Here is a 14407-nt window from a genome sequence, read left to right as displayed (position 1 = left end):
TCAGGCGCGGAGCCGTCGCCAGGTGGCCGCGGCGGCCACTCCGTACGCGAGGTGCGGCACGATGTCGGAGATCCAGTCCGTTCGGCTCCAACGCCGGGGGTCGCTGACACCGAGCGCCGCCATCGGGGCGTTGGACGCGACCATCGCGCCGACGCCGAGCAGCATCGCCGCGACCGGCAACGGCACCGGCCGTCCCTTGGTGAGCGCCCCGAACCCGACCGCGGTGCCGACGCCGGTGGCGTAGCCGAGCAGGGGTCCGATGCCGGAACGGCGGTTCTGCGCCTGGTCCTCCGGTCCGAGATCCAGTTCGGTCGTCTCCGCGAGCTTCTCCGCGCTCTTCTGCGGCGTCGGACTCGGCGGTCGGGCCCGCACGGCCATGTCCACGTACGTGACGGCGTCGATGGCGAGGGTGCCGACCGCCCCGGCGATCACCCCGTCCATGACGGGGCTCCGCGCCCCGGTCACCGGCGTTCACCGCGCTCGCGCTCGCCCTTGGGGCCCAGCCCGCGTTCGCCGCGTACCACCCCCTCGTGACCGCGCTCTTCCTGCAGGATCTCGTTCGCGACGTCGTTCGCGTCGTCGTCGACGGCCTGCCCCGCGTTTTCGAGTGAGCGGCGCAGCCGTGCACGCTTGATGTCGTACGCGTTGCTGCCCGGACGTGCTGGCATCTGATGGCCTCCCGTCGTGTGGATCTGTCCACCGGATACCCCGACACGTCCGGGCCATGCGCTGTCAGTCGCCGCGGACCGCCGCCGATGGAGTCGGCGGGTTCAACTCACCGGGACGCTCAGCTCAGTCGCGGTGCAGGGCCTCCCGCAGCATCATGGCGGCCTGAGCGGTCGCGGCACGGGCGGCGTTCGTGTTGGCCAGCGCGTCGAGCATGACGAAATCGTGGATGATCCCCTGGTACCGCACCTCGGTCACGGGCACGCCCGCCTGGCGGAGTTTGGCGGCGTACGCCTCGCCCTCGTCGCGCAGCACGTCGGCCTCGCCGGTGATGATCAGTGCGGGCGGGAGGCCCCGGAGTTGGTCGAGGGGGGCCTGCAGCGGGGACGCCATCGGGTCGGAGCGACGGGCGGCATCGGGCAGATACTGGTCCCAGAACCACATCATGAGTTCGCGACCGAGGTAGTAGCCCTGGGCGAACTGCCGGTACGAGCCGGTGTCGAAGTTGGCGTCGGTGACCGGGTAGAAGAGGACCTGCTGCACGAAGCGCGGACCGCCGCGCTGGTTCGACATCATCGCCAGCACGGTGGCCATGTTCCCGCCGACGGAGTCGCCGGCGATCGCGATCCGGGAACCGTCCAGCCCTTCTGTCACGGCCTGCTCGGCGACCCACTGCGCGACGGCGTAACACTCCTCCAACGCCATCGGGAAGCGCGCCTCCGGCGACCGGCTGTATTCCGGGAAGACCACCGCGGCGTCGGTCCGGACGGCGAGCTCGCGGATCAGCCGGTCGTGGGTCTGCGCGCCCCCGAAGACCCAGCCCGCGCCGTGCAAATAGAGGATCACCGGCATGGCCCGGTCCCTGCCGTCCCTCGGGCGTACGAGTTCCTCGGCCGCCTCCCGCAGCCGGTCCCCCAGGCGACCGTCGCCGGTCCGCACGGACATCGGCCGCACGATCCGGACCTGCACCTGACCCGACGGGCCGCCGGAAACGATGACGTCCCGCACATCGACGTCCGGCTTCACCACGTTGCCGGACTGCAACTGGTCGAGCTTCGCCCGCCCCTCGTACGGCGGCAGCTCGAACAGGAACGGCGGGTTGGCGGTCTGCGCTACGACCTCCTGCGCGGCCGGCTCCAGCACCACTGTCGTCACGGATTGCGCCATGGCGATTCCTCCTCCGCGAAGCGGACAGCCTGAGCGTCTCGGCGCAGACGGTGGCGCCCGGATGGGGAAAAAATAGCCCAATTTGGGTGGGGCCGGCTGCGACATCGGGCCACGTGACTGTCGGCTGACCGGTGGTCCCGCCGCGTCGTGGTCCCCCCGCCCCTGGCGGGCCTGTGCGAGACTCCGGCGCGGCACCAATCCTCGTGAATGAACGCCCAGACCCGGGAGCACATATGGATGTTCAGCAACTGCAGGCTCAGCGGCAGTTCTTCGTACGCCAGCGGATCCGACTGATGGTCAACCAGTACGAGGTCCGCGCGGTCGCGGCGGACGGCTCCGAAGGGGAACTGCTCGCCTTCGCCCAGCAGAAGCGGCTCGCCTTCAAGGAGCAGGTGACGCTCTACACCGACGACACCAAGCAGACCCCGGTCCTCGGCTTCAAGGCACGCCAGGCGCTGGACCTCGGCGCGACGTACGACGTGGTCGACGCGGCCGGCAACGCCGTCGGGCTGTTCCGCAAGAAGTTCGCGGCGTCGCTGCTGCGCTCCACCTGGATCGTCGAGCAGCCCGGCGTCGGCGAGGCGCTCGGCCAGGAGCGCAACGTGGTGGTCGCGATCCTGCGCCGCTTCGTCGACTCGCTCTCCTGGCTGCCGTACCACTTCGACTTCGTCATCGGCGACCAGCCGGCGTTCTCGGTCATCAAGAAGTGGGGGCTGCGCGACAAGTACGTCGTGGAGGTGCACAACGACCAGCTCGACCGGCGACTGGTGATCGCCATGGCGGTCGGCCTGGACGCCCTGCAGAGTCGCTGACGCTCATCGCTCGTACTGCTCTCGTGGCAGTTCGTCGGCGGAGACGGCCGGGGGCGAGGTACGGGTCTTGCACGCCAATACCCGGCCCCGATAGGCTCCGCCGCCGCTAGATCAGTCGAGAAAGGACCAGACGTGACCGTTTCTGCCCCCGTCAGCACCCAGAAGTCGTGGGTTGTAGCCCTGCTGCTGTGCTTCTTCCTCGGAGGGCTCGGGGTACACCGTTTCTACGTCGGTAAGATCGGCACCGGCATCCTGCAGCTCGTTACCCTGGGCGGTCTCGGAATCTGGGTTCTGATCGACTTCATCATGATTCTGGTGGGGAAGTTCTCCGACAAGCAGGGACAGCCGCTCGCGCGTTGAGCGACGAACAAATGACGAGCACGGCCCGTCGCGAAGGGGTCGGGGTTGCCACCCCGGCCCCTTTCCGCGCCTCCGGCGTGAGTGTCGACGAGGACGATCGGGCGTCGGCCGGGCCGGATCAGAGCTGGTGAATCGCTTCGCCGGCGATCTCGATCCGCACGGTCTTCCCCACGAGAACACCCCCCGTTTCGAGGGCGACGTTCCAGAGCAGGCCGTAGTCCTCACGGTTGATGTCCGCGGTCGCGCTGAACCCGAAGATGTCCTGGCCGTACGGGTCGCGCCGGGCGCCGCCGAACTCCACCTGGAGATCGACCGGTCGCGTGATCCCCTTGACCGCCAACTCCCCGGTGAGCCCGAACCGTCCCCTCGATCGGCTGGACTGCTGTGGGATGGGGGCGTCGGCCCTGCGACCGAGTCGATGGCCCCTCAAGCGGGCCCACTGGAAGATCGGGTCTTCGTTCCCCTGCCACTTGATCCCGGTGCTGCGGTACTCCAGCGTGGGGTACCTCTCCACGTCGAGGAAGTCGGGGCTTCTCAGGTGGGCGTCCCGGTCCGGGGTGCCGGTCTCGACGCTCGCCGCCTGGATGGTCGCGGTCACCGAGGACGCCAACGGGTCCTCACCCACGACGATCTGCGCGGTCCCCTCGGCGAACTCACCGCGTACGGGACTGACCATCATGTGCCGGGCCACGAAACCGATCCGCTTGTGCGCCTGATCGAGAACATAGGTGCCGGCAGCCGGGATGGTCATGCCATCCCAGGACCGTGTGGCAGAAGCGGTCATCGTCGCGCCTTCCCCCCGAATCGTTCTCGGGTGTTACCCCTGGTGCTGCGGTTCTCGGGAGTTCGCCCGAATGGTCCGACGTTTACCCGTGGTCGACCATAGGACGCGGCAGGGCGCCCTTGCCGGCGCCGATGAGCACCATCACAGGCCGCCCGACGTCGAGGTGGGGGGCTATTGCGCCTGGGGCCCGCCGCCACCTGCCGCCCCGGGCCCGGCCGGCCGCCCCTGTTCCTGAGCGCGGTTGCGCTCGGCCAGCGTCTGCGACTCGGCTTCAGCCCGCTCCAGCCACCGTTCCCAGCGAGATTGCATTGGCCGGATCAGGCCGCCACCCAGACCCACCACGAGGATTCCGCTGATGGTCCCGAGGACAGCGATCAGAACCGGCATGGTGACAGTGGTCGCGACGCCGATCTGGTTGAGCGCGGCGATGATGCCCAACGCGATGATGAACCAGGACGCGAGATTGGCGAGCAGCCGACCGTAGGACAATCCACCCAGAGCGCCGGAGATCAGGTCCCGCACCGCGCTCGCAATCGCTGTCGCGACGACCACGATGATGACGGCCACCGCGGCGCGCGGCAGCCAGGACACGACGCGTGTGATCAGGTCGCTGACCGGGTTTGGGCCCCAGATGCCGAACGCGAGTTGCAGTGTGAACAGCAAGATCGCGTAGTAGGCCAGCCTGGCGACGATGTCGGAAGCGTCGTAACGGCTACGTTCCAACGCCCGGCGTATTCCGCCACGCTCGACGGCTCGGTCGAACCCCACCCGTTCGAGAACTTTGTCGACGGCCTTGAGCGCGGCCTTGGCGATCAGCCACCCCACGATCAGGATTACGACGAAGGCGACCGCTCGCGGCAGGAAGTTCACGACGTCCCTAACCATGTCGTGAAAGGCGCCGCCGTCGTTGACTCGCCGCGGGACGGGAGTGTCAGCCATGAGCCCTCCTTCGGAAGAAACAATGTGGTTTCCCGGTGGGAGAGGGATACACCCGCGAGGTGGTGGCATTTCGGCGCGGCGACGGCCACTGCTGCGACCGGCACCCAGCGGAGGAACCGGGCATGCAAGATCGGACGTTCAGGCACCGGTGAACCTCGTGTTCGGGTGGGGCGGCGACATCGACGTCGAACGTTGATACGCCGAAGGCTGCTGCCGCCAGGGGTGGTCCTCGGCGCTACGCCGCGCGTTCTGGCTCTGCCACTCGCGCAGGGCGTTCCTGAGCCGACCTGCGTGCTCCTGTGACGTCGATAAGTCTCGATAAAGAGCGTTCATCTCTTCGGCCACGCGGTTGAGAAAGTGATCCACCTCCGCCGGGTCGAGCCCACGACGCCCGAACTTGGTGAGGCTGAACTGCTTGCGCCTGACCTCAGCGGGAAGGACGCGCATCGCCCTTCTCGCGCAGTAACCGCGGCCGCCAATCTGCCCGGCGATGCGGGTCGCGACAACCGGGGCGACCGGCCCGGGTTCGGCGACGGCTCTGACAAGGTCACGGATGAGCTGTCGGGCGTAGCGGAACATGGATGAGACCACCCTTCGCGTTCGGAATGAGGAGCGCCTGGTCGTCGCATGACGGTTGGAAGGTCGAGCTAGCTCAAGCACGGTGCCGACCGGTACGGACGGCAGTGGCGGCAGCCGCTTCATCACGTCAACGCCCTGCCCGGTTCGCGCTCGCCGAGCCGCACACGCTGCACGTCAACGTCCTGCCACAGACGCCGCACCACCGACGCGACGCGCGATAGGTGCACATGCCCACGCCGAAGCCGACCAGTAGAGCGGCCAGTGCGGCGACAGCACCCCACATTGATCTTCCTCCCTGCTCTGATCCGGCACCCCGTGCGATCGAGGTCCGCAACGACCCGTCGGCCGCCGAGCCATGCACAACCATCGCTACGACCATCGTGCCTATGCTCATGGGACAATGCAACCCTTGCATACGCACGACTATCACTTGGTCGCCCGGCGCTGGCTATGCAGGTGCAACGCGGGCAGACTCCTTACAGAACAGGAGCGAAGGGGATGGACTTGTCGGCTCGGCGTCAGCCACCAACCGTGCGACTGCGGAGGCTTGCAGGTGAGCTCCGCGGGTTGCGGTCAGCCGCTGGCCTCACGCGCGAGGAAGTCAGCGCCCAGACGGGCATCAACGTGGCGACGCTCTACCGGATCGAGACCGCGAAAGTTCGGCCGCAGAAGCGAACGCTCATCGCGCTGTTGGACAAGTACGGCGTGACCGACGAGGACCGGCGGTCCGAACTCGTCGCGTTGTCGCGGCAGGCTGCTCAACTCGGTTGGCTGCAGCCGTACGAGTCTGAGCTTCCTGAGCAGTACATGACGTACATCAGCTTCGAGGCTGAGGCGAGGAGCGTCCGTAACTACGAGGGCCTCTTCGTGCCAGGTCTTCTCCAGACGGAGGCGTACGCGCGAGCCGTCATCACGGGCGTCCTACCGCTCGCTGGTCAGCAGCAGATACAGGACCGCGTTGACGTCCGCGTTCAGCGGCAAGCCTCGCTGCGTCGAAAGACTCCACTCCGCCTCTGGGCCGTGCTTGACGAAGCCGCCCTGCATCGCACCGTTGGCGGCCCGGGGGTAATGAAGGAGCAGCTTGAGCAGCTGATCCGAGCCGCCGAAGAGCCTCACGTGACGCTCCAGGTGATCCCGTTCGAAGCCGGCGCCCACCCGGGCATGCCAGGGTCGTTCGTCGTCATGGACTTCCCCGACCCGGCCGATCCGGACCTTGTCTACACCGACTCGATGGCCGGCGACCTATTCCTGGAGCGCGACGCGGACGTGCGCCGGTACGCGATGATCTTTCAGCACCTCCAGGCGGCAGCCCGCAGCCCTGCCGACTCCCTCACAATGATCTCGGCGCGAGCCAGGGAACTCTAGGACAGGAAGACCGATGCCCCCCATGCCAGACATCAGCCAGGCGATTTGGATCAAGAGCAGCCGTTCGAGCGGCAACGGCCAGTGCGTCGAGGTCGCGGGCCTCGCCGAGGGCGTGGGCGTGCGCGACAGCAAGGACGCTGACGGCCCCGTCCTCGTCTTCAACGAGAGGATGTGGACCGCCTTCGTGACCAGTCTCGGGGATGGCGGGTTCAGCGCCTCGCAGTAGCGGGACTCCCTCGCCTACCGCATCACGATCGAGACCAGCGTGGATAGCTTTCGTTGCACTTCTTCGATGTCGAGGTAGTCCCCTGACCACGGGTCGTAGCGGCGCGACTGCTTTGCAGCAGCATGAGCCTTGCCAGAATGAGGTTCGAGGGTCGACGTTTGATCGGAAGCGCGCGGGGTAGCCCGTCCCGTGGAGCAGATCACCTCGGAACTTCTGATCACCCGCCTCGCCGACTGGGGTGTCGACACCGTGTTCGGGATCCCCGGTGACGGCATCAACGGAATCATGGAGGGGCTGCGCCGCCACTCCGACCGCGTCAGGTTCTTCCTCGTGCACCACGAGGAGGCGGCCGCCTTCATGGCCACCGGCTACGCCAAGGCCACCGGTCGGCTCGGGGTCTGCCTGGCGACCTCCGGGCCGGGCGGCGTCCACCTGGCCAACGGCCTCTACGACGCGGCGATGGACCACACCCCCGTACTCGCGATCACCGGAATGCAGGAGACGGCCGTCCTCGGGACCGGTTACCAGCAGGAGGTCCATCTGGACCGCCTCTACGCGGACGTCTCCGTCTACAACCAGGTCGTGGTGAATCCGGAGCAGCTCCCGACCCTGGTCGATCTGGCGATCCGAACGGCGTTCGCGCGCCGGGGCGTCGCCCATCTCAGCATTCCCAACGACATCCAGATCGCCCCGGCCACCGCGCAGCCCTACCAGCACGTGGCGCCCGTTCGCGCGCCGAAGAGCGCTGCGGTCTACTTCGGACCGCCGGCCCGGCCGCGCGACGAGGACCTGCGGGCGGCGGCGGAGGTGCTCAACGCGGGGCAGAAGGTGACGATCCTCGCCGGCATCGGCGCGCGTGGCGCGGGGCGGCTGGTCGAGCAGTTGGCCGAGACGCTGGACGCGCCGGTCATCAAGACGCTGAACGGGAAGATGGTCATCGCCGACGACTCGCCGTACACGACGGGCGGGCTGGGGCTGCTCGGCACGGGTCCGAGCGAAGAACTGGTCGAGGACACCGACACGCTGGTCATGCTCGGCACGAACTTCCCGTACACGAAGTTTCTGCCGCCCGCGGGCACGACGAAGGTCGTCCAGGTGGAGATCGATCCGACGCGGGCCGGTGTGCGGCTGCCGACGGACGTGCCGCTGATCGGCGATGTCTCCGCCACCCTGGAGGCGCTGCTGCCGATGCTGACCGCGCGGGTCGGCCATGGCCGGCTCGGCGACTACGGCGCGAGGATGCGCGAGTGGCGGGAGAGGCTGACGGCGTTGGAGACGCCGGAGCGCGACCCGATCGCACCGCAGTATCTCGCCCGGCTCCTCGATGAGCTCGCCGCCGACGACGCGGTGCTGACCTGCGACTCCGGCACGATCGCCACCTGGGCGGCGCGGCACTGGCAGATCCGCGGCGACCGCGAGTTCTACCTCTCCGGCAACCTCGCCACGATGGCGCCCGGCCTGCCGTACGCGATCGCGATCCAGCACGCCTATCCGGGCCGGCAGGTCATCTCCTACCAGGGCGACGGCGGTTTCGCGATGCTGATGGCGGAGTTTCGCACCGCCGCCCAGTATCAACTGCCGATCAAAGTCGTGATCAACAACAACAACAGCCTGGGGCAGATCCTCTGGGAGCAGATGGTGCTCGGCTATCCGGAGCACGGCGTGCGCTACGGCGAGCCGAAGCCCGCCTTCGCCGAGTGGGCGCGCGGCTGCGGCGGCTTCGCCGCGCGGATCGACCGGCCGGGCGACCTGGAAGGGGCGCTGCGGGAGGCGCTCGCGCACCCCGGCCCCGCGCTGGTCGACGTCGCCGTCGACCCCAACGAGCCGCCGATGCCCGGCAAGATCAGCTACGAGCAGGCAAAGAAGTTCGGGCAGTCGTTCATGCGCGGCCAGCCGCACAAGGTCTCGATCGCCACCACGCTTTTCAAGGACCGCATCCAGCAGATGAGGGACTACTGAGTGGGCGCGGTCCGGTTACCCACACCGGTCGCCCGGCACGCGGAGACCGACACCGACCACACGGCGCTCGCCGGAGCGCTGCGCGAGCGCGTCCGCGGCGAGGTCCGCTTCGACGACGGCACCCGCGCCATGTACGCCACCGACGCCTCCAACTACCGCCAGGTCCCGATCGGCGTGGTGATCCCCCGCGATGTGGAGGACGCGGTGACGGCGATCGAAATCTGCCGGGAGTACGGCGCGCCGGTGCTCTCCCGCGGCGGCGGCACGAGCCTGGCGGGGCAGTGCTGCAACGTGGCGGTGGTGCTGGACTGGTCCAAGTACGTCAACCAGGTCGAGCACGTCGACCCGCAGGCGCGGACCGCGATCGTGCAGCCCGGCACGATCCGTGACGAGCTCAACCGGCATACCCGGCCGCACGGCCGTCTCGTCTTCGGCCCCAAGCCGGCCACCCACACCCACTGCACGATCGGCGGGATGCTCGGCAACGACACGTGTGGGTCGACCGCGCAGTGGAGCGGCACGACGGCCGCCAACGTGGAGCGGCTGGAGATCCTGACCTACGACGGCGTACGGATGTGGGTGGGACCGACGTCGGAGGCCGAGTACGCGCGGATCCAGGCCCAGGGGGGCCGGCCCGCGGAGATCTACCGTCGGCTGCGGGAGCTGCGCGACCGGTACGCCGACGAGATCCGCCGGCGCTCGCCCGACATCCCGCGCCGCATCTCCGGCTACAACCTCAGCGAACTTCTCGACGAGAACGGGTTCAACGTCGCCCGGGCGCTCGTCGGCACCGAGTCGACCTGCGTGACCGTGCTCCGCGCCGAGCTTCGGCTGCTCGCCGAGCCCCCCGCGCGGGCCCTGCTGATGCTCGGCTTCTCCGACATCGCGGCCGCCGCCGACCGCGTGCCCGCCGTCAACGCGTACGCGCCGTACATGCTCGAAGGGATGGACGCGAAACTCCTGACCTACGAGAAGATGGAGAACCTGCATCCCGAGGCGTTCAAGCTCTTTCCCGGACGCGGCGCGTGGCTGCTCGCCGAGTTCGGCGCGGACACGGTGGACGAGGCGAGGCGGCGCGCGGAGGATGTGGCGGAGCAGGTCGGCAACGGTGACGCCAGCGTGCTCACGGAGGCGTCGCTGCGCGACCAGGTGTGGGACGTACGCGAATCCGGTCTGGGGGCGACGGCACGCACGCCCGGCGGCGGCCCGGACACCTGGCCGGGCTGGGAGGACTCGGCGGTTCCGCCCGAGCGGCTCGGCGACTATCTGCGCGAGCTGGTCCGGCTGATCGACCAGTTCGGCTTCAGCGCGGCGAGCCTCTACGGCCACTTCGGGCACGGCTGCGTGCACATCTCGATCCCGTTCGACCTCGTCACCGCCGACGGCGTACGGCAGTACCGCCGCTTCGTCGAACGCGCCGCCGACCTGTGCGTACGGCACGGCGGGTCGCTCTCCGGCGAGCATGGCGACGGGCAGTCTCGCGGTGAGCTGCTGACCCGGATGTACGGCGACACGATGGTGCGGGCATTCGAGGAGTTCAAGGCGATCTTCGACCCGGACAACCGGATGAACCCCGGCAAGGTGGTGCACGCCAATCGGCTGGACGCCGAACTCCGGCTCGGCAGCGGCTACGCCCCGATGGAGCCGCACACCACCTTCGAATACCCCGACGACAACGGCACGTTCTCCCGCGCCGCGCTGCGCTGCGCGGGCGTGGGGCGGTGCCGGCGGGTCGAACCGGACGGCGGCGTGATGTGCCCCAGCTACCTGGTCACCCGGGAGGAGCGGCACTCGACGCGCGGGCGGGCCCGGCTGCTCTTCGAGATGCTGCGCGGCGAGACGATCACCGAGGGGTGGCGCAGCCCCGCTGTCGCCGAGGCGCTCGACCTCTGTCTTGCGTGCAAGGGCTGCAAGCACGACTGCCCCGTCGTCGTCGACATGGGGACGTACAAGGCGGAGTTCCTCTCCCACCACTACGCGCGCCGGATCCGTCCCCTCGACCACTACAGCCTGGGTTGGCTGCCGCTCTGGGCCCGGCTGGCGCTGCTCGCGCCGAACACCGCGAACACGGTCGCCCATCTCCCCGGTGTGTCCACATTGGTGAAACGGCTCGGCGGGATCGACCCGGAGCGCGACCTGCCCCGCTTCGCCCGCGCCAGCTTTCTGCGCTGGTTTCGCGGCCGTACGCCGCGCGGCTCGGGCGAGCGCGGTCGGGTCCTGCTCTGGCCGGACACCTTCACCACGTACCTCGCGCCCGGCGTGGCCGCCGCGGCGGTCGGTGTGCTGGAGGCGGCGGGCTTCCGGGTGGTCCTGCCCCGCCGGGCGGTCTGCTGCGCGCTGACCTGGATCTCGACCGGTCAGCTCGGGATCGCCCGCCGGGTGCTGCGGCGCACCGTCGAGGCGGTCACCCCCGAACTGCGCGACGGCGTACCGGTGGTGGGGCTGGAGCCGAGCTGCACCGCCGTGCTCCGCACCGACGCCCATGAGCTGATCAGCCACGACCCCGACGTGAAGCGGCTGGCCGCGCAGACGAAGACGCTCGCTGAGCTGTTGGCCGAGCGGGCCCCCGACTTCGCCCCCCGGCTGTCCAGCATGGACGGTCAGCCGGTCCGGGCGATCGTGCAGGCCCATTGTCACCAGCACGCGATCCTCGGCTTCGACTCCGATCTGCGGCTGATGCGGCGGGTGGGGGTGGAGGCGGAACGGCTCAACTCGGCCTGCTGTGGGCTCGCCGGCAACTTCGGCATGGTCCCGGGTCACCGGGAGGTCTCGGTCGGCTGTGCCGAACAGGCGCTTCTGCCCGCCGTCCGCGCCGCCGACCCGCGCACCCTCGTGATCGCCGACGGCTTCTCCTGCCGTACCCAGATCGAGGATCTCGGCCCCGGCCGCCGGGCGGTGCACCTGGCGGAGGTGGTCAACGCGGCGGTGCGTGGGGTACGGCTCGACCCGTACCCGGAAGACGCCGTCGCGGTGCGGTCGGACGGCGTGCGTGCCCGGCGGTGAGGTGCCGATCGACCGCCTCGGCGCCGCCGTCTACCGGATCCCCACCGATCAGCCGGATGCCGACGGCACGATCACCTGGGACGCGACCACCATGGTCGTGGTGCACGCCGAGGCCGGCGGGATGGTCGGCCTCGGCTGGACCTACGGGGCCGCGGCGGGCGGCGCGCTGGTCGGCGACGTGCTCGCCCCGGTGATCACCGGGCGGTGCGCCCTGGACGTGCCCGGCGCCTACCACGCGATGTCGCGGGCGGTGCGCAACCTCGGGCGGCCGGGGATCGCCGCCACCGCGATCTCCGCGGTCGACGTGGCGCTCTGGGACCTGAAGGCGCGCCTGCTCGGCCTGCGGCTGGCCCGGCTGCTCGGCGTCGTCCACGAGGAGATCCCGGTCTACGCCAGCGGCGGGTTCACCAGCTATGACGCGTTGCGCCTGACCCAGCAGCTCCGGGTGTGGGTGCACGGGTCGGGCATCCCGCGGGTAAAGATCAAAATTGCCGAATCGTGGGGGATGGAAGTCGGCCGGGACCTGGCCCGGGCCCGCCGCGCCCGCGACGTCATCGGTCCGGACACCGAGCTGTACGTCGACGCGAACGGCGGTTACCAGCTCAAACAGGCGATCCGGGTGGGCCGGGTCCTCGACGACCTGGACGTCACCTGGTTCGAGGAGCCGGTCTCCAGCGACGACCTCGACGGGCTGCGCGAGGTGCGCGCGGAGGTCACCGCCGACGTCACGGCCGGTGAGTACGGCTACGACCTGAGCTACTTTCAGCGCATGTGCGCCGCCCGCGCCGTCGACTGTCTGCAGGTCGACGTGAGCCGCTGCGGCGGCATCACCGAATATCTGCGGGTTGCCGCCGTCGCCGCCGCGCACGGCCTGTCGGTCTCCGGGCACTGCGCTCCGCACCTGCACGTCGACGCCGCCGCGGCCACCGTCAACCTGCGCCACCTAGAATGGTTCCACGATCACGTCCGGATCGAGTCGATGCTCTTCGACGGGAGCCTCGCCCCCACCGGCGGGCTGCTCCGGCCGGATTTCTCCGTTCCCGGCCACGGCCTCACCCTGCGAACCGTCGACGCGGAACGGCATCGCATCGGCTGACCCGATCGACGTCCACCCGAGCTAATGTGAAGCGCAGCGTCACGCGTACCTGACAGGAGACGTCGATTGGCCGGCCCATCGAGGGTGAAAGAACTCCAGCCCGGAGATCACGCCTGCCTGACGTTCTCCGACGCCGAGGAGCGGCTCGACCTGGTCGCGGCATTCGTCCGCGACGGGCTACGCCAGGGCCAGCGGGTGCTCTGCCTCACCGACTCGATCCCGCAGACGACGCTCGAGGCCGAGCTCACCGAGCGCGGCCTGCCGCTCAACGAGGAAACCGGCGCCGGGCGGCTGCATCTGGCGACGAGCCAGGAGACCTACCTCGCGGAAGGCTCGTTCACGGCCAGCCGGATGCTCGACGTGGTCGCTGAGCACATCGAGCAGGCCCGGCTGGAGGGTTACCAGGGGCTGCGGATCGCCGGCGACATGTCCTGGGCGCTGCGACCGGTGGCCGGGGTCGAGGAGCTCATGACGTACGAGACGCAGTTGGGCTCGTTGCTCGCCGAGGGCGGGTCCATCGCCGTCTGCCAGTACGACCGGCGCTCGTTCGACAGCGTCACCCTCGCCGGGGTGGCGGCCACCCACGACCTGGCCGTCGCGGCGGTGACATACCACGACGACGCGCTGCTGCGGATCTGCCGTCAGTACATGCCGTCCGGGCTCCGGGTGGCCGGCGAGATCGACTACCGCGGTGTCGAGCCGCTCACCCGCGCGCTGACCGAATCGCTCGACCTGGACGAGCACGTGCACGTCAACCTGGCGCAGCTGACGTTCATCGACGCGGAGGCCGCGGGGGCGCTGCTGCAGGCGGCGACGAGCCTCGCCGCGGGCCAGCGCATGACCGTTCGCGCCCAACCGCTGATAAACAAGGTGCTGCGGACACTGGGCGCCGAAGAGATCACCCACCTGGATCTGGTGGTCAGCCATGACGAGTAGCCCGGGCGCGCAGCCGGTGGAGCCACCCGCCGGGACGCTCCAGGAGACGCGCCTGCTGCTGGAGGAGCAGTTCGAGGAGCGTGACCTCGTCGCGCTCCGCCAGGCGGTGGCCGCCCACGCGGACCGCACCGGCCTGCCCACCTCGCGGGTCGGCGAACTGATGCTCATCGCCTTTGAACTCGCGACGAACGCGGTGCGGCACGGGGGCGGGCGGGGACGACTGCGGCTCTGGGTCGCCGACGGCCTGCTCCACTGCCAGGTCAGTGACCACGGACCGGGGATCTCGCCGGCGCAGCACATCCCACGGACCCGCCCCGAGCCCGGGGCGGTCGGCGGGCGCGGACTCTGGCTGGTCTCCCAGTTCTCCGACAACTTCGCCGTACACAGCGACCACGAGGGCGCCAGCGTGACGGCAACCGTCCACCTCCCCCCCACCCCGTAGCCCGCCCCCGCCCCGTAGCCCGCCCCGCCGGCCCCCGCCTGCGCCGGCCCCCGTCCGCGCCTGCCCCCGTCCG

General features: G+C 69.6%; 14 protein-coding genes and 1 pseudogene. 9 read left to right on the top strand and 6 right to left on the bottom strand.

All coding sequences use genetic code 11. The annotated features are described in order from the left end of the window. The 3 genes from AB0J06_RS20115 to AB0J06_RS20105 form a co-directional block, all read right to left on the bottom strand. Window positions 1-441, bottom strand: a complete 441-nt coding sequence (locus AB0J06_RS20115) for a hypothetical protein (protein WP_357430460.1) — start codon at window positions 439-441, stop codon at window positions 1-3. 20 nt (window positions 442-461) lie between these two features. Then, the gene (locus tag AB0J06_RS20110; RefSeq protein ID WP_357430459.1) at window positions 462-668 is read right to left on the bottom strand and encodes a phosphatidylethanolamine-binding protein; all 207 of its coding nucleotides are present in this window, start codon (window positions 666-668) and stop codon (window positions 462-464) included. A 124-nt stretch (window positions 669-792) separates the two neighbouring features. Further along, window positions 793-1833 carry an alpha/beta hydrolase gene (locus AB0J06_RS20105; RefSeq protein WP_357430458.1) on the bottom strand — a complete coding sequence of 347 codons (1041 nt, stop codon included), beginning with the start codon at window positions 1831-1833 and terminating at the stop codon, window positions 793-795. Between the two features lie 233 nt (window positions 1834-2066). Here AB0J06_RS20105 and AB0J06_RS20100 point away from each other — a divergent pair, with 233 nt between their 5' ends. Further along, window positions 2067-2645 (top strand): hypothetical protein, encoded by a 579-nt coding sequence (locus tag AB0J06_RS20100; RefSeq protein ID WP_357430457.1) that lies wholly within the window; start codon window positions 2067-2069, stop codon window positions 2643-2645. Between the two features lie 132 nt (window positions 2646-2777). Continuing rightward, window positions 2778-3005, top strand: a complete 228-nt coding sequence (locus AB0J06_RS20095; protein WP_357430456.1) for a TM2 domain-containing protein — start codon at window positions 2778-2780, stop codon at window positions 3003-3005. A 118-nt stretch (window positions 3006-3123) separates the two neighbouring features. On the opposite strand, the gene AB0J06_RS20090 is transcribed toward AB0J06_RS20095, so the two are convergent. From AB0J06_RS20090 to AB0J06_RS20080, 3 genes and pseudogenes are all read right to left on the bottom strand, one after another. Continuing rightward, window positions 3124-3789, bottom strand: a complete 666-nt coding sequence (locus AB0J06_RS20090; protein WP_357430455.1) for a YceI family protein — start codon at window positions 3787-3789, stop codon at window positions 3124-3126. 282 nt (window positions 3790-4071) lie between these two features. After that, window positions 4072-4728 (bottom strand): annotated as a pseudogene (locus tag AB0J06_RS20085) (hypothetical protein); the annotation flags it as partial. A gap of 138 nt (window positions 4729-4866) precedes the next feature. After that, window positions 4867-5307 carry a DivIVA domain-containing protein gene (locus AB0J06_RS20080; RefSeq protein WP_357430454.1) on the bottom strand — a complete coding sequence of 147 codons (441 nt, stop codon included), beginning with the start codon at window positions 5305-5307 and terminating at the stop codon, window positions 4867-4869. A 498-nt stretch (window positions 5308-5805) separates the two neighbouring features. On the opposite strand from AB0J06_RS20080, the gene AB0J06_RS20075 reads away from it, so the two are divergent. From AB0J06_RS20075 to AB0J06_RS20045, 7 genes are all read left to right on the top strand, one after another. Then, window positions 5806-6672: a helix-turn-helix transcriptional regulator gene (locus AB0J06_RS20075; protein WP_357430453.1), complete on the top strand. Its 867-nt coding sequence runs from the start codon at window positions 5806-5808 to the stop codon at window positions 6670-6672. A gap of 13 nt (window positions 6673-6685) precedes the next feature. After that, complete coding sequence (locus AB0J06_RS20070; protein WP_357430452.1) at window positions 6686-6898, top strand: DUF397 domain-containing protein; 213 nt, start codon at window positions 6686-6688, stop codon at window positions 6896-6898. A 189-nt stretch (window positions 6899-7087) separates the two neighbouring features. Then, entirely contained in the window at window positions 7088-8857 is a 1770-nt protein-coding gene (locus AB0J06_RS20065) for a thiamine pyrophosphate-dependent enzyme (RefSeq protein ID WP_357430451.1), read from the top strand. Beyond that, entirely contained in the window at window positions 8858-11860 is a 3003-nt protein-coding gene (locus AB0J06_RS20060) for an FAD-binding and (Fe-S)-binding domain-containing protein (RefSeq protein ID WP_357430450.1), read from the top strand. Beyond that, window positions 11847-12956, top strand: coding sequence for an enolase C-terminal domain-like protein (locus AB0J06_RS20055; RefSeq protein WP_357430449.1), 1110 nt, complete (start codon window positions 11847-11849; stop codon window positions 12954-12956). Before AB0J06_RS20060 ends, AB0J06_RS20055 begins: the two co-directional genes overlap by 14 nt. Window positions 12957-13022: 66 nt before the next feature. After that, the gene (locus tag AB0J06_RS20050) at window positions 13023-13892 is read left to right on the top strand and encodes an MEDS domain-containing protein (protein WP_357430448.1); all 870 of its coding nucleotides are present in this window, start codon (window positions 13023-13025) and stop codon (window positions 13890-13892) included. Further along, entirely contained in the window at window positions 13882-14334 is a 453-nt protein-coding gene (locus AB0J06_RS20045) for an ATP-binding protein (protein WP_357430447.1), read from the top strand. Before AB0J06_RS20050 ends, AB0J06_RS20045 begins: the two co-directional genes overlap by 11 nt. The last annotated feature ends 73 nt before the right edge of the window (window positions 14335-14407 follow it).

The organism is Micromonospora sp. NPDC049679, assembly GCF_040659735.1.
Lineage (GTDB): Bacteria > Actinomycetota > Actinomycetes > Mycobacteriales > Micromonosporaceae > Micromonospora_I.
This window is presented reverse-complemented; position numbering and strand designations above follow the sequence as displayed.

Bases quoted from the DNA above. Each gene is read 5' to 3' on its own strand.
- AB0J06_RS20115 (WP_357430460.1), bottom strand. From the start codon at position 441: ATGGACGGGGTGATCGCCGGGGCGGTCGGCACCCTCGCCATCGACGCC.
- AB0J06_RS20110 (WP_357430459.1), bottom strand. From the start codon at position 668: ATGCCAGCACGTCCGGGCAGCAACGCGTACGACATCAAGCGTGCACGG.
- AB0J06_RS20105 (WP_357430458.1), bottom strand. From the start codon at position 1,833: ATGGCGCAATCCGTGACGACAGTGGTGCTGGAGCCGGCCGCGCAGGAG.
- AB0J06_RS20100 (WP_357430457.1), top strand. From the start codon at position 2,067: ATGGATGTTCAGCAACTGCAGGCTCAGCGGCAGTTCTTCGTACGCCAG.
- AB0J06_RS20090 (WP_357430455.1), bottom strand. From the start codon at position 3,789: ATGACCGCTTCTGCCACACGGTCCTGGGATGGCATGACCATCCCGGCT.
- AB0J06_RS20080 (WP_357430454.1), bottom strand. From the start codon at position 5,307: ATGTTCCGCTACGCCCGACAGCTCATCCGTGACCTTGTCAGAGCCGTC.
- AB0J06_RS20075 (WP_357430453.1), top strand. From the start codon at position 5,806: ATGGACTTGTCGGCTCGGCGTCAGCCACCAACCGTGCGACTGCGGAGG.
- AB0J06_RS20070 (WP_357430452.1), top strand. From the start codon at position 6,686: ATGCCCCCCATGCCAGACATCAGCCAGGCGATTTGGATCAAGAGCAGC.
- AB0J06_RS20045 (WP_357430447.1), top strand. From the start codon at position 13,882: ATGACGAGTAGCCCGGGCGCGCAGCCGGTGGAGCCACCCGCCGGGACG.